The 18,713-nt window shown below is 39.2% G+C and carries 20 protein-coding genes; 5 read left to right on the forward strand and 15 right to left on the reverse strand.

The genetic code is table 11. The features are described from left to right. Window positions 1-26: 26 nt before the first annotated feature. Genes ATCC51562_RS01650 through ATCC51562_RS01665 form a run of 4 tightly spaced genes read right to left on the reverse strand, consistent with a single transcriptional unit; the run spans window position 27 to window position 2,978 of the window. Window positions 27-650, reverse strand: coding sequence for a tetratricopeptide repeat protein (locus tag ATCC51562_RS01650; protein WP_021090544.1), 624 nt, complete (start codon window positions 648-650; stop codon window positions 27-29). Then, entirely contained in the window at window positions 651-1,304 is a 654-nt protein-coding gene (locus tag ATCC51562_RS01655) for a tetratricopeptide repeat protein (protein ID WP_021090816.1), read from the reverse strand. 10 nt (window positions 1,305-1,314) lie between these two features. Next, window positions 1,315-2,655: a dihydrolipoyl dehydrogenase family protein gene (locus tag ATCC51562_RS01660; RefSeq protein ID WP_021090562.1), complete on the reverse strand. Its 1,341-nt coding sequence runs from the start codon at window positions 2,653-2,655 to the stop codon at window positions 1,315-1,317. A gap of 2 nt (window positions 2,656-2,657) precedes the next feature. Beyond that, window positions 2,658-2,978, reverse strand: a complete 321-nt coding sequence (locus tag ATCC51562_RS01665) for a hypothetical protein (protein WP_021090811.1) — start codon at window positions 2,976-2,978, stop codon at window positions 2,658-2,660. 77 nt (window positions 2,979-3,055) lie between these two features. Between ATCC51562_RS01665 and ATCC51562_RS01670 the strand changes: the two genes are divergently transcribed. Beyond that, window positions 3,056-3,607, forward strand: a complete 552-nt coding sequence (locus ATCC51562_RS01670; protein ID WP_021091064.1) for a tetratricopeptide repeat protein — start codon at window positions 3,056-3,058, stop codon at window positions 3,605-3,607. A 21-nt stretch (window positions 3,608-3,628) separates the two neighbouring features. On the opposite strand, the gene prfB is transcribed toward ATCC51562_RS01670, so the two are convergent. Next, the gene (gene prfB, locus ATCC51562_RS01675) at window positions 3,629-4,729 is read right to left on the reverse strand and encodes a peptide chain release factor 2 (RefSeq protein WP_021090761.1); all 1,101 of its coding nucleotides are present in this window, start codon (window positions 4,727-4,729) and stop codon (window positions 3,629-3,631) included. 120 nt (window positions 4,730-4,849) lie between these two features. Between prfB and panC the strand changes: the two genes are divergently transcribed. The 3 genes from panC to tilS are packed head-to-tail and all read left to right on the forward strand — an operon-like array spanning window position 4,850 to window position 7,970. Beyond that, window positions 4,850-5,671, forward strand: coding sequence for a pantoate--beta-alanine ligase (gene panC, locus ATCC51562_RS01680; RefSeq protein WP_021090979.1), 822 nt, complete (start codon window positions 4,850-4,852; stop codon window positions 5,669-5,671). 2 nt (window positions 5,672-5,673) lie between these two features. Next, window positions 5,674-6,984: a 30S ribosomal protein S12 methylthiotransferase RimO gene (rimO, locus tag ATCC51562_RS01685; RefSeq protein WP_021090664.1), complete on the forward strand. Its 1,311-nt coding sequence runs from the start codon at window positions 5,674-5,676 to the stop codon at window positions 6,982-6,984. Further along, a complete protein-coding gene (gene tilS, locus ATCC51562_RS01690) occupies window positions 6,981-7,970 on the forward strand; it encodes a tRNA lysidine(34) synthetase TilS (protein WP_021090682.1) in 990 nt (329 codons plus the stop codon). Before rimO ends, tilS begins: the two co-directional genes overlap by 4 nt. 47 nt (window positions 7,971-8,017) lie before the next feature. On the opposite strand, the gene ATCC51562_RS01695 is transcribed toward tilS, so the two are convergent. Beyond that, window positions 8,018-8,944, reverse strand: coding sequence for a ribose-phosphate pyrophosphokinase (locus tag ATCC51562_RS01695; protein WP_021090753.1), 927 nt, complete (start codon window positions 8,942-8,944; stop codon window positions 8,018-8,020). A 227-nt stretch (window positions 8,945-9,171) separates the two neighbouring features. Between ATCC51562_RS01695 and ATCC51562_RS01700 the strand changes: the two genes are divergently transcribed. After that, the gene (locus tag ATCC51562_RS01700; RefSeq protein ID WP_021090541.1) at window positions 9,172-9,531 is read left to right on the forward strand and encodes a DUF488 domain-containing protein; all 360 of its coding nucleotides are present in this window, start codon (window positions 9,172-9,174) and stop codon (window positions 9,529-9,531) included. A gap of 9 nt (window positions 9,532-9,540) precedes the next feature. Here ATCC51562_RS01700 and ATCC51562_RS01705 read toward each other — a convergent pair whose 3' ends face one another. The 9 genes from ATCC51562_RS01705 to gyrA all read right to left on the reverse strand — a co-directional run bounded on the left by ATCC51562_RS01705 (window position 9,541) and on the right by gyrA (window position 18,713). Further along, window positions 9,541-10,365, reverse strand: a complete 825-nt coding sequence (locus ATCC51562_RS01705; protein ID WP_021090911.1) for a pyridoxamine kinase — start codon at window positions 10,363-10,365, stop codon at window positions 9,541-9,543. Beyond that, window positions 10,366-11,232 carry a radical SAM protein gene (locus ATCC51562_RS01710; protein ID WP_155242242.1) on the reverse strand — a complete coding sequence of 289 codons (867 nt, stop codon included), beginning with the start codon at window positions 11,230-11,232 and terminating at the stop codon, window positions 10,366-10,368. It lies immediately after the preceding gene. A 46-nt stretch (window positions 11,233-11,278) separates the two neighbouring features. Further along, a complete protein-coding gene (hemE, locus tag ATCC51562_RS01715) occupies window positions 11,279-12,301 on the reverse strand; it encodes a uroporphyrinogen decarboxylase (RefSeq protein ID WP_021090820.1) in 1,023 nt (340 codons plus the stop codon). Between the two features lie 92 nt (window positions 12,302-12,393). Then, window positions 12,394-12,900, reverse strand: a complete 507-nt coding sequence (locus ATCC51562_RS01720; RefSeq protein WP_021090904.1) for a YqhA family protein — start codon at window positions 12,898-12,900, stop codon at window positions 12,394-12,396. Between the two features lie 16 nt (window positions 12,901-12,916). Next, the gene (locus tag ATCC51562_RS01725) at window positions 12,917-13,942 is read right to left on the reverse strand and encodes an aspartate-semialdehyde dehydrogenase (protein ID WP_021090917.1); all 1,026 of its coding nucleotides are present in this window, start codon (window positions 13,940-13,942) and stop codon (window positions 12,917-12,919) included. Between the two features lie 70 nt (window positions 13,943-14,012). After that, window positions 14,013-15,167, reverse strand: a complete 1,155-nt coding sequence (locus tag ATCC51562_RS01730; RefSeq protein WP_021090884.1) for a sigma-54-dependent transcriptional regulator — start codon at window positions 15,165-15,167, stop codon at window positions 14,013-14,015. A gap of 11 nt (window positions 15,168-15,178) precedes the next feature. Beyond that, on the reverse strand, window positions 15,179-15,571 hold the full coding sequence (locus tag ATCC51562_RS01735; RefSeq protein ID WP_021090739.1) for a hypothetical protein: 393 nt from the start codon (window positions 15,569-15,571) through the stop codon (window positions 15,179-15,181). Further along, window positions 15,547-16,047 carry an LPP20 family lipoprotein gene (locus tag ATCC51562_RS01740; RefSeq protein ID WP_021090504.1) on the reverse strand — a complete coding sequence of 167 codons (501 nt, stop codon included), beginning with the start codon at window positions 16,045-16,047 and terminating at the stop codon, window positions 15,547-15,549. Before ATCC51562_RS01740 ends, ATCC51562_RS01735 begins: the two co-directional genes overlap by 25 nt. A gap of 44 nt (window positions 16,048-16,091) precedes the next feature. Then, window positions 16,092-18,713 carry a DNA gyrase subunit A gene (gene gyrA, locus ATCC51562_RS01745; protein ID WP_021090901.1) on the reverse strand — a complete coding sequence of 874 codons (2,622 nt, stop codon included), beginning with the start codon at window positions 18,711-18,713 and terminating at the stop codon, window positions 16,092-16,094.

Here is an 18,713-nt window from a genome sequence, read left to right on the forward strand (position 1 = left end):
TTTGGCCTTGTGTGGCTAAGTTTATATTACTTTTTATCCACACATTTGCCAAGTTGGCAGGCTCTTTTGTAAAGTGCGTCTGCCTTTGCTTCATCGCCGCTTAGCTTTGCAAGCAAAAAGCATGACTGAGCATACTCAAGTTCGCAACTCTTTGCCAAAAGCCTTAGTACTCTATACTCGGCCTTAGCTCTATCTATCTTATGAGTCTTTAAATTTTCACTTTCGATGTAGGATTTTAGCCCAATTGCCTCGTTGTAGCAGCCAACGCCATCGCCGCTATCACAAGCTAGTTTATAAAGTTTTAGAGCCTTTTCGATATCTTTTTGCTCATCAATCAGCCCTTGCTCATAAATTTGACCCAAATTTGAACAAGCCGTCGCAAGCCCAGCATTGCAAGCTTTTTCGTAGTAGCCTTTTGCCTTTACAAAGTCTTTTTCGTTACTAAAATTTACGGCTAAATTGTTGCAGTCGATGCTATTTCCGCTCTCGCAGTTTTGCACCATCTTCTCTTTTTCAAGCTCAAGATACTCTACCCTAGCCTCTTCATCACTTTGCCAAAAACCAAAGCTTACCATCTTTTGCCAAGACCAGCAACCACTAAGTATAAAGCCCATAGCCAAAATAAGACCAAAATTTAAAACCTTTTTCACTTACATTCCTAGTTTTGTGCCTAGTCTTTTCATCTGTGGGCATGCCTTGCTTAGCCCACGAAAGCAAGCGACTTTATAAATTCCATAAGCCCTTTTTTCATCTTTATTGACACCAAGACCTAGCTCATACATCGCTCCGATATTGGCACAACTTGGCAAATCGCCAGCATTGCATGCATTTGTATAAGCTTGCATTGCTAAGTAATAATCTCGCTTAACGATCTCACCTTTTCTATAAGCATTGCCTAAATGATAGCAAGCTTGCATGCCTCCGCCATTGCAACTTTCTTTATAAATCGAAATTGCTTTTTTTGGATTTTTTTTGACTCCGAGTCCAAGCTCATAAAGAGTGCCCAAATTTGCACAACCGACTTGTACTTTAGCATCGCAAGCCTTTTTATAATTTGTTAAAGCATTTTCATATTCTTTTAAAAGCTCGTAATTTACACCCAAATCGTTGCAAGCTTCCGCATCGCCTTCTTCGCATTTTGGTATTAAAATTTCGATTGCATTTCTTGAAATTTGCTCTTTATTTTGCACTATTTTTTCATCCTTTGGTTGCTGCCACGAATCATCTTGTTTTTGTCCTACACCAATCACATTTAAGCAGCCAGTGAAAAATAAAGCCGATAAAAGCAATAAATATTTTTTCATTCTTTTCCTTTTAAAATTGTCCAAATAAGTCATTTAGTGCTTCACTGATGCTTGGATGAGTGAAAATTTGATTTTTAAAGAAATTTGCATTTGCTTTTAAATTCATTGCAATTGCAATTTCATTTATCAGCTCATTTGCATAGATGCAGTGAAAGCTAGCTCCTAAAATTTCTCCACTTTGCGCGTCAACGATAGCTTTTAGCATGCCTACATCGTGATTTAGTACTTTTGCACCTGGTACTGTTGCCATGCTAAGCTTTAGCTCTTTGAAATTTAGCCCAATCTTGCTAGCTTCTTTGGCGCTCATTCCAACTCTTGCTAGCGGAGTATCGGTAAATAGCACATTTGCATGAATGCTTCTATTTTTAGTATTTCTCTTTTTATCACCAAAAATTTGTGAATAAACTATCCTAAAATCATCCAAGCTCGTATAAGTAAAAAGCTCTCCGCCGCGCACGTCGCCTACCGCATAGATGTTTGGTACATTTGTTTGAAGGTTTTCATTTGTCTTTATAAAGCCTTTTTCATTTAGCTCAACTCCAGCAGCTTTTAAATTTAAATCATCCACATTTGCCACTCTGCCAAGCGCGATCAAAAATGCATCGGCTCTAAGGCATCTTTGCTCGCCATTTTGCTTGAAATTTAATACATTTTCTTTAATGCACTCTATCTCGCAACCCTCTAAAATTTCAACGCCTTGGACTCTAAGAGCTTCTTTTACGCTATTAGCTATATCATCATCTTCATTTTTAAGTAGTTTTGAGCGCCCTATGATAGTCACTTTTGAGCCAAAATTTGCAAACATTGATGCAAACTCTATACCGATAAAACCACTACCGATAATGACAAAATGCTTTGGTAAATTTTTTAGATCAAGCAAAGTTTGACTTGAAAATACATTTGAATTTGCGACCTCAAAAGGAGTATCTGCCTCTTTTGAGCCACTATTTATGATAATAAAATCGCCCTCTATTATCTTTTTCTCACCACTTGGCGTTGTTACAAGTACGCTATTTTCACTAGCAAATGAGCCAACACCATCGATCACATCGATATTTTCTTTATCATTTAGCATCGCATAGTTTTTAGCATTCAAAGCTGAGATTAGTTTATTTTTGTTTTCCACACTAAGCGTGTAATATTCGCTTTCAACGCTATTATTTACAAATTTTGCCTCTTTAGCGGCTGTTATTAGACGTTTGGTTGGTATGCAGCCAACATTTATGCAAGTACCTCCATACATCTTTGGCGATCTCTCTACAAGAGCTACTTTTTTGCCAAGTGCGGCAGCCTTAACCGCTAGCGTTTTGCCAGCCTTTCCAAAACCAATAATTACAATATCATATTTCATTTTCAGTCCCTTATCTTTCCCATTACATAGTAAGTTGTTTCATTTATCTTTTTTAGCTCCATTTTATATTTATTAGCCCAGTTTTTTATAATCTCATCAACTCGCTCTTTTATTTCATTAACGGTAGCTACATTTTTTATCTTTAGTCTATCTTCACTTCCACTCATCGCCACAAAACAAAGGTGTGGCTTTAAATGATCATTTAGTTCGATTATGCTCTTTGGCAAAAGACCATCAGTATTGTTTAAAATTCTACACATTTGAGCAGTGGTCGTTTCATTGACGTTATAGCCAAGCTGGATTAAAAGTGCATTATGATCCATATCGTTCCTTTTGCTTAAAATTTGCGGGCATTATAAGATAAAATTGGATAAAATCGCCTAAATTTTCAAGGACAAATATGAAAAAATTTATCATTTTTGTGTTTAGTGTTTTGCTATTTTGGGGATGTTCATTAGATCAAATTTCACAAAATTTTGGCCTTAGCGAGCCATCACTTAATCCTGAAGTCGAACAGATCGCAGACGCCATCTATCTATACAATGAAGGCAACTATCCAAAAGCTTGTAAGAGATTTTACGACTACGCAAAAGATGGAAATGTGCTTGCCATGCAACAAACTGGCATTTGTTTTCGTGACGGCAAAGGCTTTAGCAAAGATATCTTAAGAGCACTTTTTTGGTTTGAGACAGCTGGCAGATATGGCAATATAGACGGACTAAGAAGCGCTGGATATATCTACGAATACGGCCTTGGGGTCAATAAAAATTTAGAAAAAGCGATATATTTTTATGAAAAAGCTGTAAGTCTTGGCTCAAGCGAGGCCAGCTACGATCTAGGGCTTATCTATCTAGGCAAAAATGACTATAAGAAAGCTAGAATTTATCTTGATGAGGCTTGCTTTAAAGGCAAAGAAGAAGCTTGCACAAAGCTAAAAGAGATGAAATTTTAGCTCTCATCTCTTTTAAATTTACTACCCCTCAGCCTTTTGAGCGATCAAGACGCCCTCTATCATCTTTTTGATATCCCCATCAAGTATCGCGTCAGTTTGCGAAAATGCCTCGCCACTGCGGTTATCTTTTACTTGCTGATACGGAAAAAGCACGTATGATCTTATCTGATGTCCCCAGCCGATCTCACTCTTTTCGACGCTATTGCTCGCCTCTTGCTGCTTCATCAGCTCAAGCTCGTAAAGGCGCGACTTTAACATTTTCATCGCTGTAGCTCTATTTTTGTGCTGGCTGCGGTCGTTTTGGCACTGCACGACGATGCCAGTTGGTATATGCGTGATACGAATGGCTGATTCAGTTTTATTTACGTGCTGACCGCCTGCACCGCTTGCTCTATAAGTATCTATCTTTAGATCTTTCTCTTCGATCTCGATCTCTATATCATCATCTATCTCAGGGCTTACCATGACGCTAGAAAAGCTCGTATGACGGCGCCCTGCACTATCAAATGGACTTGTGCGAACGAGCCTGTGGATGCCATTTTCTGCCTTGAAGTAGCCATAAGCATTTTCACCTTTTACGATAAAGCTCACGTCCTTTAGTCCAGCCTCATCGCCTTCTTGAAAGTCAAGGGTCTCGACCTTAAAGCCCTCACGCTCACAAAATCTAAGATACATCCTATAAAGCATGCTCGCCCAGTCGTTACTCTCAGTGCCACCAGCTCCAGGATGGATCGATACGATCGCATTTTTACCATCATCTTCGCCACTTAAAAGCATAGAAATTTCAAGATTTACTATCTTTTCATCTAAATTTTTAGCGTCATCAAAGAGAGAATTTATAGTCTCTTCGTCATTTTCAGAATTTGCTAGCTCAAAAAGCTCCTTTGCATCGCTTACTGCCTGATTAGCGTCGTTAAATTTTGCAAGCATATTTGAAATTTTAGTTTTTTCTTTATTTAGCGCCCCTGCTTTAGCGATATCTTGCCAAAAATCAGGATCTTGTTCGGTGGCCTCGATCTCTTTTAGTCTAGCCTTGATCTCTTCAGGCTTTACGATAGAGCCTATGTTTTCAACTTTTGTTTGTAGCTTCTTTAAAAGCTCGTTGTATTCGTAACTATCCAAGTTTTTCTCCAAAAATTTTTGCCGATTTTAGCCAAAAGTTGCTTACATTTTTAAATTTACGCCCTTTTAATCCTTTTTTGTTACAATGCCAAGTTAAAATTTAGATAAAAAGAGTCAAATATGCAGATCATAAGAACTATAAAAGAGCTTGAAAATTTTGTCCAAAACGCAAGCGGCAAGATCGGTTTTGTCCCGACAATGGGCGCACTTCATGACGGACACGTTAGCCTTATTAAAAAATGCGTGAGCGAAAACGAGATAAGCATCGTCTCAACGTTTGTTAATCCAACTCAGTTTTTACCAGGTGAAGATCTAGACAAATACCCAAGAAACGAACAAAACGACATTAAAATTTGTGAGCAAAATGGCGTTAGTGCTATTTTTATTCCGGATGCTAATGAACTTTACTTTGAAGATGAGCCTCTAATCGTCGCTCCAAAGAAATTTTCGGCCATCTTAGAGGGCAAAACTAGACCTGGTCACTTTGACGGCGTCTTAAGGGTGCTAAACAAGCTATTTCGCCTAACTCGTGCAAATAGCGTTTACATGGGCAAAAAAGATACGCAACAACTAATCATCGTGCAAAACATGATAAAGACATTTTTTCTTAATACCAGCCTAGTGGCTTGCGATATCGTTAGAGAGCCAGACGGCTTAGCGCTTTCAAGCAGAAACGTCTATATCTGTGACGAAGATAAATGTAATGCTCTAAGGCTTTCAAGATCGCTAAATAAAGCACAAAATTTGATCCAAAACGGCGAAGAGGACGCAAGCGAGATCAAAACAAAGATGCTTGAAGTGCTAGAGCCGTTAAAGGTTGATTATGTCGCTATTACGGATAGAAATTTAAATGAAATTTCCAAAATAGAAAAAAATAACACCATCATTTTAGTAGCAGCTTACGTTGGTAAAACTAGGCTAATAGACAACATCTGGATCTAAAAATGCCAAAACTTCACTTAATTTCACTTGGCTGTAACAAAAATTTAGTTGATTCAGAGATCATGCTAGGACGCTTGCAAAACTACGATATCACGGATGATATCAGTGACACAGACGTCATCATCGTAAATACCTGCGGCTTTATCAAATCCGCCAAAGAAGAGAGCATCCAAACCATACTTGAGATGCACGAAGCTCGTAAAAATGGCTCTTTGCTGGTAGTGACTGGCTGTCTTATGCAGCGCTACAAAGACGAGCTTATGAAAGAGCTGCCTGAGGTCGATCTCTTTACCGGTGTGGCTGACTATGACAAGATCGATGAGATAATCTTGAAAAAGCAAAATTTATTTAGCCCGCAAACTTATCTGCAAGCAAATGAAGAGCGTGTGATAACTGGCTCAAACTACCATGCATACATCAAAATTTCAGAGGGCTGTAACCAAAAATGCAGCTTTTGTGCCATTCCAACTTTTAAAGGCAAGCTAAAATCGCGCTCGCTTGAAAACATCGTAAATGAGGTTAAAAATCTGGTCAAAAAAGGCTACTACGACTTTAGCTTTTTATCTCAGGACTCAAGCTCATATATGCGCGATCAAGGCGTTAACGACGGGCTTATAAATTTAATAGACGAGATAGAAAAGATAAAGGGCGTAAGGAGTGCCAGGATACTTTACCTCTACCCAAGCACGACCAGCAAGGAGCTCATTTCGCGTATCATCGCTTCGCCCATCTTTCACAACTACTTTGACATGCCTATCCAACACATCAGCGAAAATATGCTAAAGATAATGAAGCGTGGAAGTGGTGCTAAAAAGATAAAAGAGCTTTTAAATTTAATGAGAAATGCTAAGAATTCATTCTTACGAACCGGTGTCATCGTGGGTCATCCAGGAGAGAGCGAGGAGGATTTTGAGGAGCTTTGCGAATTTTTAGAAGAGTTTAAATTTGATAGAATTTCAGCCTTTGCCTACTCGAAAGAAGAAGACACAGCATCTTTTGAAATGGAGCAAATCCCGGCCAAAATCATTTCAAAAAGACTAAACAAGATAGAAAAGATCACTAAAAAATCGATAAATGAGAGCTTGCAAAAAGAGATTGGCAAGCAAATTTATGCTTCTCTTGAGGGCGAAAGTAGCGAGGGGGAGATGTTTTACGCAGCCAAAAAAGATATCTGGGACAAAGATATAGACGGCGAAATTTTAATAAACGAAAGCGATATCAAAGAGCTTGAGATCGGCTCACTCTACCTTTGCGAGGTCACTGACGTGGTTGATCAAAAACTAGTCGCTACAATCATCAAAAAAGCAAAATGATAAGCCAAAATGTGCGAGAAAAGCTAAACTCAGGTGCAAACCTGCTAGCCTTCTCGCACGGTATAGATAGTACCGCACTTTTTTACATTTTAGAAGAGGCTGGGATCAAATTTGATTTAGCGATGGTTGATTACAATGTTCGAGAACAAAGCAAAAACGAGATAAAAAGCGCAAAAGAGCTCGCAGATAAATTTGGTAAAAAAATTTATACCAAAAGCGTTTTTTTAGATATGTCAAATTTTGAAAAAAACGCGCGCGAGGCGAGATATGAGTTTTTTGATGAAATTTGCCAAAAATTTGGCTATGAAAATTTGATCCTAGCGCATCAGTTTGACGATAAATTTGAGTGGTTTTTAATGCAGCTTAGTAAGGGTGCTGGACTAAAAGAGCTCTTTGGCATGAGCGAGCTTGAAAAGAGAAAGTACTTTTGGTTAGTTAGGCCGCTTTTAAATTTACGCAAAAAAGAGCTTCAAAACTATCTTGATGAGCGAGGTTTGCGCTATTTTATCGATGAGACAAATTTAAAAGGCGAGTTAAAAAGAAGCTTTATTCGGCTAAATTTTAGTGAGCCATTTTTGGATAGATATTTTAGTGGCGTACAAAAGAGCTTTGAGTTTTTAGAAGCCGATAGACAAATTTTAATGCCAAATATCACAAAAATAAGTGACGAAATTTTTATCATAAAAAATGATAGTAATGCGATACGAGGCGTTGATATGGCGGCAAAAGAGCTAAACGTACTTCTAAGTAAAGCTCAAAAAGATGAGCTAAATGCAAATTTAGCAAAGCAAACAAGCGTGGTGCTAAGCGGCAAGATCGCTGTCGGATACGCAGACACTTGCCTTTTAGTAACTCCATTTTGCAAAGCCATAATGCCAAAAATTTTTAAAGAGAAGGCTAGAATTTTAAAAATTCCAGCTATAAATAGAGGCTATCTTTTTGCTATAAATTTTGATTTATCAAAATTAGATTCTAATAAATATTGAAAGATTTGGCTTTTGCCTGAAACGCTCAAAACAAAAGCCAAGATTAATTAAAATAAGCTATTTACGCTTTCATTGTGATATACACGGCGTATCACTTCGCCAAACAATGAAGCAGCACTTAGCACTTTTATACAAGGAAGCTCCTCTGCTAAAGGTATCGTATCAGTAACAACTAGCTCATCCAAAAAGCCTAGTTTTAGCCTATCGTAAGCTGGCCCACTAAGGACTGGATGCGTACAAAATGCCATAACACTAGTTGCGCCACGCTCTTTAAAAATTTCAGCTGCTTTTACGATCGTGCCAGCTGTATCTATCATATCATCAACTAAAATCACATCTTTGCCATTTACGTCACCGATTATATTCATCACTTCGCTTTCATTTGCTTTTTCGCGGCGCTTATCTACGATAACCATGTCAAGATTTAGATTTTTAGCCAAGGCTCTAGCACGAGCCACACCGCCTACATCAGGGCTTGCAACGATTGGATTTGGTAAATTTTTAGCTCTTACGTAGTCATTAAAAATAATACTTCCATAAAGGTTATCAACCGGAATATCAAAAAATCCTTGAATTTGCCCTGCGTGAAGATCCATGGTGACGACTCTATCGATACCCGCTGTTTGCATCATGTTTGCCACTAGTTTTGCAGTGATCGGTACTCTAGGAGCTGCTTTTCTATCTTGTCTGGCGTAGCCAAAATAAGGCACAATCGCTGTTATTGAGCTTGCACTACTACGTCTTAAAGCGTCAGTTAAAATAAGTAGCTCCATTAAATTTGTATTTGTCGGTGCACATGTTGGCTGAATGACAAAAACATCTTTTCCGCGCACGCTTTCGCCGATTTGCACGCTGATCTCTCCATCGCTAAATCTTTTTATACTTGCCTCGCTAAGAGGAAGTGAAAGATATTGCGAAATTTTCTTTGAAAGCTCAATATTAGCCGTTCCTGAGAAAATTTTATAGCCTCTCATAATGATAACCTTTTTAGTGATTTTTATGTTGGGATTTTATCAAAACGAGCTTTAATTTAAATTTATTCTTTTTAGGACTATTTTCTAGCCCTAGTTTAACTCTTATCGCCACAATCAAAAATTTTAGCTTTGATTTTACAAACCTTAAAATTTAAACAAGTATAAAAAATATAAGATAATTAAGAATATTTTTTTATTTATAAACATTATAGGATTACAATCACAACATGTTTAAAACTTATAGAATTTATGATTTTATCAAAGATGATAGTTTGGATATGAAGGCGGCTTTTGTTGATAGACTCTATCCAAGAGGTATAAGAAAAGAGATATTTTCAAATTTCCTTTGGTTAAAAGATATTACACCAAGCACTACTTTAAGAGAGTGGTTTCATGAAGATAGAGAAGCTAGATTTGATGAGTTTTGTGAGAAATTTGAGCTCGAGCTTGATAATGAAAAAGCGCAATCTTGCTTTAAAATGCTAAAGAAACTAGAAAAAGAGCATGGCGATATAGCACTTCTAACAGCTAGCAAAGATATAAATCTTTGCCATATCGTTGTGTTATTAAAAATTTTAAATAAGTAGTTTGCTTGCCTATTTTGCAAGAGTGCCAAGCATCTTTTCAAACTGCACACCATACCATGCACGACTCTTATCTTTTAGCGTGACTTTAATGCTACTAAGCACAAAATTTGCTGCCTTTTTGATGGCATTTTGCATGCTTTCGCCATTTACTAGTGAGCCAAAAAGCACAGAAGCAAAAATATCTCCAGTTCCACTCGTGTGAAATGGCAAAAATTCATGAAAATACTCTACTTTCTCTTTTGTCTTTGCGTCGTAAGCTATGACGCCGCATTCATTTTGCTTGTATCTAATGCCCTTTAACACGATCTTATACGCACCAAAACTCGCTAAATTTTCTAGTAATTCCAAAATATAATCTTCATTATATTCATCTCTCAAAAATGGCTTACCGCACATAAAGCTTGCTTCGGTTATATTTGGCGTAATAACATGAGCTTTTGAGCAAAGTTCGCGCATTTTCATAACAAATTTTTCATCAAATCCGTGATAGAGCTTGCCATTGTCGCCCATGCAAGGATCTACAAGTATTAGTGGAGCAGAGTCATTAAACTCATTAAAAATTTTCTCTATCAGCTCAAGCTGACTAAAGCTACCTAAAAATCCAGTATAAATTCCATCAAATGTGATATTTTCTTTGTGCCATACTTGTGTTATCTCGTCAAATTCATCAGTCAGATCACGAAATGTGAAATTTTTAAAGCCGGTATGAGTCGAAAGTAGCGCAGTAGGCAATATGCACGCCTCAATGCCTTGAGCGCTGATTATGGGAAGTGCGACAGTAAGGGAACATTTGCCAACGCACGAGATGTCTTGTATTGTAAGGATTCTTTTCATTTATACTCTTAGTTTGTAAAATTTTACTCCAGCAACATCGGCTAGATAAACCATATCTTGTTGCAAGAGCTTGTTTAAAATTTGCTTTGAGTGCTCTGAGAAATTTTCTTCAACATTTGCGGTAGTTTGCGGACGACGCCTTAGCATTTCTAAAATTTCTTCCTCACTAAAGTTATACTTTTGCTCTATTTTGTGAGCTTTAGCTATATTAACCGGTACGCCACTTATCTGCTTGGCTAGCTCCTCTAGTTTTTTGGCGTCTACACCCTTTACATTGTAAGCTGGTGGGCGATCTATCGTGCCAATATCCACTCGGTGCGGAGCTATCTCATTTATCGCCACATTAAGTGCTTCAAACTCACTTTTTTTATCATTAAATCCAGCCACGACTAAAATTTCAAGCATAAGCTCGCCCTTAAATTCCTTACGAAATTTAGCCATTGCTTTTATGAGATCGCTAACTTCTACGCCGCTTTTGTTGCGGTCTATCTTTTTAAAAGTACTTTGCACCGCACTATCAAGGCTAAATTTCGCTATATCAAGCCCATGTAGTGCTTCACAAATTTTTGGATCACGCACGCCTGAGCCATTACTCAAAATGAGTGTTTTTGCGCTACCTTTTAGCTCATTTACTTTTGCTATCAGCTCTTTTAAGTATGGGTAAAGAGTTGGTTCGCCATTTGCCGTAAGTGTGATGACATCGATGTTTTGATGAGTTTTTAATGCTTCTTTTAAATCGTTTATGATCTCATCAACGCTTGGCGGATTTTCTATTGTTTCAACAGTCTTTGCGCCACTTAGCTCGCAATAAACACAGTCAAAATTACATGATTTTTGATTAGGGCTTAGATCTATACCAAGGCTCATGCCAAAACGGCGAGAATTGATCGGTCCAAAGACGATGCAAGGCTTGCTACCTTGCACTTTTTGTCTGTACCTGTTTTATAAAATATTTTGCATTCTCAACTGGCACATCAGGCAAAATTCCATGACCGAGGTTAAAAATATGTGGCGTGCCTTTCATCGTGCTTAAAATTTTATCCACGCCTTCATCTATCGCCTTTTTACTATAAAGCCTTGTTGGCTCCATGTTGCCCTGAAGGACATATCTTGGGCTAAGTTTTGCTTTTGCTAGCTCGATCGGCGTACTCCAATCAACGCCAAAAACGTCAAATTTACCTGAAATTTTATCCAAATAGCCGCTTATACCTTTTGGAAAGACGATGACTGGAATTTCTGGAAATTCAGCCTTAACGCTATCAACTATCTTGTTTATGTAGTTAAATCCAAACTCAAAATAAGCCTGCTCTTCAAGCGCAGCCGCCCAGCTATCAAAAATTTGCACCACATTTACACCAGCTTTTATCTGCTCTTTGACATAAAGAATGAGAGCTTGCGTCACTTTTTCTAAAATTTGATGTAAAAATTCTGGATTTTGATAGAGCATTTTTTTACAGACCGCATAAGTTTTACTGCCACCACCCTCGATCATATATGTAGCTATCGTCCAAGGTGCGCCGCAAAAGCCAATGAGCGCCTTATCTTTGGCTAAATTTTCTCTTGTAAGTTTGATCGTATCATAGACGTATGCTAAATTTTTAGTCGATTTTTCGATACTTAGTACGTCAAGTGCAGCTTTATCACGCAAAGGCTCTGTAAAAACTGGACCCTCGCCCTTTTCAAAACGTAGATCCATACCCATTTCAAGAGGCACGACAAGGATATCGCTAAACAAAATCGCCGCATCAACGCCAAGAATTTCAACTGGCTGAAGCGTGACTTCACTAGCCTTTTTGTAGTCTTTGCAAAGCGATAAAAAATCCCCTGCTTGTGCGCGTACTCGCATATACTCTGGCAAATATCTACCGGCTTGGCGCATCATCCAAACAGGCGTATAAGGGGTAGGTTTTTTAAGACAAGCGTCTATAAAAATCATTAAATTTCCTTTAAATTTTTAAAGGGATATTACCTAAAAATAGCTAAAGAAAAGATGTAGGAGAAAATTTAAGCGTAAAAACGCTTAAAATTTTAGTGATCTCCCTTGTGGAGGAAATAAAGTCCAAGACAAAGCGCTAGGATAGAAGCCGCAAGATATGCCATCTCAAGCGGTGTTGTAAAGTTTGCGTGAAGCACCCTTTGGAAGAAATTTACGATTAAGACCATGACGATCACTTTGCCAAGCTTATCTTTTAGCTCATCAAGAGAGTAAACCTCTAAGACTTTGCTCTGCTTTGACTGCTTTAGCTGTGTGATCTCTGAGATGAAAAGCTCGTAAATTCCGAAGCTAAATATATAAAGAACAAGCGCCATCAAGTATAGATCGATCGCTCCAACGATCTCGCCAACGACTTCTGAGTGGAAATTTTCAACGTGAAAATCTGCGGCAAAAAAATATTTATAAACCTCTAAAAGTACTTTGCCGACGTCGTAACTTGCGATGATAAAAAGTACGATCGCACCTAAAAGTCCAAAAACTACTGGAAAAAGTGTAAAGCTGTTGCTTGCAAGCAAAATTTTTTCAAATATCTTACGCAATAAAAATCCTTTTTATTTACTCTTGCATCGCGATCCACTTTTGTGCGATCCTGACAGCATTTGTAGCAGCCCCTACGCGGATCTGATCGGCACTGCACCAAAGGTGAAGCACATTAGGTCTGTAATTATCAACTCTGATCCTACCAACATAAGTCTCATTTGTATCACTTGAAATGATAGGCATCGGATACTCTTTATTTGCTGGATTATCGACTACAACGACGCTTGGAGCTTTACTTAAAATTTCTCTTGCTGCATCCGCACTTACATCTTTGTCAAAGTGGATAGTGATCGCCTCTGAGTGGCTTCTAAGCACTGGCACACGCACACAGGTAGCGCTAACTTCGATATCTTTGTGAAGAATTTTTTGCGTTTCATTGACCATTTTCATCTCTTCTTTTGTGTAGTCGTTATCCAAAAAAACATCGATGTGTGGGATCACATTTAGTGCTAGGCGGTGCGCAAATACCTTTGGCTCACACTCATCAAGCTTAAACTCAAAGAATTTTTGCATCTGAACGACAAGCTCTTCCATGCCCTCTTTGCCAGCACCGCTTGCTGCTTGGTATGTAGAAACATCAACTCTATTGATACTAAAAGCGTCGTTTAGCGGTTTTAAAATTTGCACCATTTGGATAGTCGAGCAGTTTGGATTTGCGATGATACCGCGGTTTTTCCACATAGCAATGTCGCTTGGATTACACTCTGGCACAACAAGAGGGATGTCTTTATCCATCCTAAAATGGCTGGTGTTATCGATGACTACTGCGCCACTATCAGCTGCAAATTTGGCAAATTTCTCTGAAACTGAGCCACCAGCACTAAAAAATGCGATATCTATCTCGTGCTCGCTAAAAACCTTTTCAGTTAGCTCTTTTACTTTGTAATATTTGCCATTAAATTCGATCTCACTACCAGCGCTTTTTGCACTAGCAAGCGGCAAAAGCTCTCCAACTGGGAAATCAACCTCTTCCATAACTCTAAAAAGCTCTTCGCCAACCGCACCAGTAGCACCAACGACCGCTACGTTAAATTTTCTCATCTGCTCTCCTTGGTTTCTTTTAATTTTCTTAATTTGCATAATTTTACTAGCCAAAAACTTAAATTTTTACCTATTTTCTACTTCTTGCTTGCAAAAATAGATCTTTTGGCAAAATTTCATCGCCCTCGCTTAGTATCGCTGCACGCTGCACGACTGAGATGAGCTCTCTTATGTTGCCTGGATAGTCGTAGCCTAAAAGCTCCTCTTTGGCTGCTTTTGAGAAATTTTTAGCCTCAAAGCCATACTCTTTGCAGCATTTGTCCAAAGCATCCTGCGCGATAGGCAAAATTTCATCCTTTCGCTCGCGAAGTGGCGGGATAAAAAGCGGGATCGTGTTTAGGCGGTAGAAAAGATCCTCTCTAAACCTGCCCTCCTTCATAGCAAGCTCTAAATTTGCATTTGTAGCGCAGATGATGCGAACGTCTATCTTTTCGCTCTTTGTAGCGCCAAGCCTTGTTATCTCGCGCTCCTGCAAAGCACGAAGCAATTTTGGCTGTAAATTTATAGGCATCTCGCCGATCTCATCTAAAAATAGCGTTCCGCCATTTGCCAGCTCAAACTGCCCTTTTTTGGTAGTCGCTGCGTCTGTAAAAGCGCCCTTTTCAAAGCCAAAAAGCTCACTTTCTATCAAATTTTCAGGGATTGCAGCCATATTTAAAGCAACAAATGCAGCATCTTTTCTAGGCGAGTTTGCGTGGATAAATTTAGCAAAGACCTCCTTACCAACGCCGCTTTCGCCACTAAGCATTATTGAAGCGTCAGTCCTTGCGGCTTTTAGCGCGATATTTAGCGTAGCTTCAAGCGCTTTTGAAGTGGATAAAAAGCCGTTATTTTCGCTTTTTGTTTCTATTTTTTTTATGGTTTTTGGAGTTTTTTGCTTAAGAAGCTCGACCCTTTTTATCGCTTCATATAGCGTCGAGACGTCAAACGGCTTGGTTAAAAAGTCCTTTACGCCAAGCCTAACGCTTTCGATCGCCTTATTAAGTGTCGCGTTTCCTGTCATTATGATGACGTCAAATTTGCCATTTAGCTCTTTAATAAACTCGAGTCCGTCCATCTTTGGCATGTTTATATCGGTGATGATTAGATCAGTATCGTCGCTTAGTTTTTTTAGAGCCTCAACTGCGCTCTTGTAGCTCTTGATGTTTAGCTCTTCATACTCGCCAAGTGCGATCTCAAGCGACTTTCGCATATTGATGTCATCTTCTACTATGACGATATTCATTTGATCTCTTTTTATTGAAGTGTGCCGATGATAGCGGATTTTGGCTTAAATTCCACCATAAATCTAACTGGCAAAATTTTCAAATTTGAAGCGTTTGTGACCTGTGCATTTTTGACATTAAGCTCATTTTTTATCATCACTTTTTTTAAGGCAAAGCAGTCAAAAATTTCATCTTTGTGTAAATTTAAAAAGCCAAGAGTTGTGGTGTTTTCATCTTTAAAAGCGTCTATTTGACAAAGAAATTTTGGTTTTGGATTTGGTGTTAGAGTCATCGCCATTGAAAATGAAATTTCTTCAAAGGCAACTATTTGGTTTTTTGTATCGACCTTCGCCCAGAAGATAAATTCTTCCAAGCAAAAGGCAAAATTTAAAAGTATCGTTAGTAAGAAAAGACTTCTCGCCACTTATCTTCGTCTATCTTAAGCTCCATATTTACCTTATAAAGCCCATCTTTGAAATTTTCATTCACGATCCTTGCGTTTTTGACAAGGCCTTGAACCTTTGAAGTGATAGATGAATCATTTAGCATCGCATCTCTTACGGTGTCTTCAGCGTTGATCTTTACGCCGTAAAGCTTGCCTGCAAGCTGCGAATAAGCATCAGCCATCGCCGCTCTTTTTGCAAGAGTGACTGACTGAGCGTACGAGAGCGAATTTAGTGGAGCTATGCCCTCGCCTGTGGCTCTAAAAGTGGTCTCTTTTGGAGCGCTATCATATATCATCTTCTCTTTTTTCATCACCTCTCTAAGATCGTCTTTATCGACCTTTTGGATGACTACATTGCGGTTTGATGTGCTAGTTGGCTCGCCCATAAAGCCGTTAAATGAGCAACCGCTAAAAACAGCAATCATCAAAGTAAAAGATAAAATTTTAACCTTCATAAACAACCTTTTTTATGCTTTTATTTAAAATTTAATAGCAAAATTTATTCCAAAAGCCCCATATCTTCGCTTGGTGCTTCTTCCTCATCCTCGCCATCATCTGCCTTAGGGCATCTTGCGATACTTACGACATCATCGCCATCGACATTTACTACGATCACGCCGCTTGTGTTACGTCCTGCTTTGCGGATGCTTTGCATATCAACTCTTATCATCTTACCGCTTGATGTTAGAGCCATAAGATCTTGCTCTTCATCAACCATCACAACGCCTACCAGATCGCCTGTTCTGCTTGTTAGTTTCATACAGATGACGCCTTTGCCGCCGCGGTTTGTCAAGCGGTACTCATCAGCGGTTGTGCGCTTGCCGATACCTTTTTGAGATATGCTTAAAATTTCTTGATCATTGCTTTCGATGACTGCTGCACCTACGACCTCATCGCCTGGCTCTTTAAATTTAATGCCTGTTACGCCGCGAGCAGTTCTTCCCATTTGGCGAACCTTACTGATCTTAAATTTAAGACACATACCCTTTTTAGTAACGACAAATAGCATTGTCTCATCGCCTGAGTTTGCGTCCTCTTCAGCATTTGTACTATCTTCGTCGATCTCATTTTGAAGCTCTTCTACTTCAAGCACCTCAGTCTCAACACTTAGCTCATTTTCAGGGTCAGTGACTGGCATATCATCGTATGTTTGAGCGATGAGCGCAGTTACTAGCTCGTCGTTTTCATCAAGGCTTATAGCCCTTACGCCAACTGAGCGGATGTTTTTAAACTCACTTAAATTTGTGCGTTTTACGATGCCGTTTTTAGTAAAGAATGCTAGCGATTTACTCTCGTCAAAGTCAGTCGTTGGGATGATCGCTTTGATCTTCTCATCAGGCTGCAACTGGATCAAATTTACAACCGCTTTGCCCTTTGCCGTGCGGCTTCCCTCTGGGATCTTATAGACTTTTAGCCAGTAGAGCTGTCCGCGGTCAGTCACAAACATAAGCGTATCGTGGGTATTTGAAGTAAAGAAGCTCTCTATAAAGTCATCATCGTATGTCGTAACCGCTACTTTGCCCTTACCGCCACGCTTTTGCTTCTCGTACTGCTTGCTTGGAACACGCTTGATGTAGCCGCGGTGAGTTATGGTTACGACCATATTTTCATTTGGTATAAGATCTTCAATGTCGATATCATCGTAGTCATCAACGATCTCAGTCACTCTTGGTACTTTAAATTTATTTTTGATCTCAAGAAGCTCTTCTTTGATCAAATTTTCAAGCAATGTCTCGCTCTTTAAAATTTCATCAAGTCTTGCGATCTCAGCCATAAGCTCGGCTAGCTCTGCCTCTAGTTTTTCTCTCTCTAGACCTGTAAGCTTGCTTAGGCGCATATCAAGGATAGCGTTTGCTTGAAGCTCTGAGAGGTTAAATTTACTCATCAAACCTTCTCTAGCAACCGCTGTATCAGCACTATTTCTAATAAGCTCTATCACCTCGTCGATGTTATCAAGTGCGATCTTTAGACCCTCTAAAATGTGGGCTCTTGCGCGCGCTTTTTCAAGCTCAAATATCGTTCTTCTAATGATGACTGTTTTTCTATGATTTAAAAATAGCTTAAGCAGCTCAATAAGGTTAAATACCTTTGGCTCTTTGTTATTAATAGCAAGCATAATAACGCCAAAAGTGCTCTCCATCGTGGTTGATTTAAAGAGATTATTTAGCACGATATCGCTCATAGCGTCACGTTTTAGCTCGATGACGACGCGGATGCCGTCTTTGTCAGACTCATCTCTAACCTCGCTGATGCCATCTATCTGCTTATCTTTTACAAGCTCGGCGATCTGCTCGATAAGTCTAGCTTTGTTTGTTTGATAAGGTAGCTCATCAATTACTATGACGTCTTTGTTTGGTTTTTTTTCTATGTGAGTTTTGGCTCTTAGTTTGACCCTGCCACGACCTGTACGGTAGGCCTCTATGATGCCTTTTTTACCAAAGATGATACCGCCAGTTGGGAAGTCTGGACCTTTTATAAATTCCATCACCTCTTCAAGCGTCGCCTCTTTGTTTTCAAGAAGTAGCAAAAGACCGTCTATAAGCTCATCAAGACTGTGTGGTGGGATATTTGTCGCCATACCAACAGCGATACCGCTTGAGCCGTTTAATAATAAATTTGGCACACGGCTTGGAAGTACGTCTGGCTCGACCTCTCTATCGTCGTAGTTTGGCACAAAATCAACCGTGTCTTTGTCGATATCTTTTAAAAGCTCTTCAGTAAGCATAGTCATTCTAGCTTCGGTATAACGCATCGCAGCTGCGCTGTCGCCGTCTATCGAGCCAAAGTTTCCTTGTCCGTCAACGACTGGATAACGCATAGAAAATTTCTGAGCCATACGAACAAGTGCGTCATAAACCGCTGTGTCGCCGTGCGGGTGATACTTACCGATGACTTCACCGACGATACGAGCTGACTTCATATAGGCACTTCTGCTACCAACGCCAAGATTGTCCATAGCGTATAAAATTCTTCTATGAACTGGCTTTAATCCGTCTCTAGCGTCAGGCAAAGCACGTCCGACAATGACGCTCATGGAGTAGTCAAGATAGCTAGTTTTTATAGACTCTTCGATATCAACTGAAGCGATATCTTGGGTTAATTCAAGTAGATTGTCTTTCAT

It is taken from the genome of Campylobacter concisus ATCC 51562 (assembly GCF_000466745.1).
In the GTDB taxonomy this organism is placed as follows: domain Bacteria; phylum Campylobacterota; class Campylobacteria; order Campylobacterales; family Campylobacteraceae; genus Campylobacter_A; species Campylobacter_A concisus_B.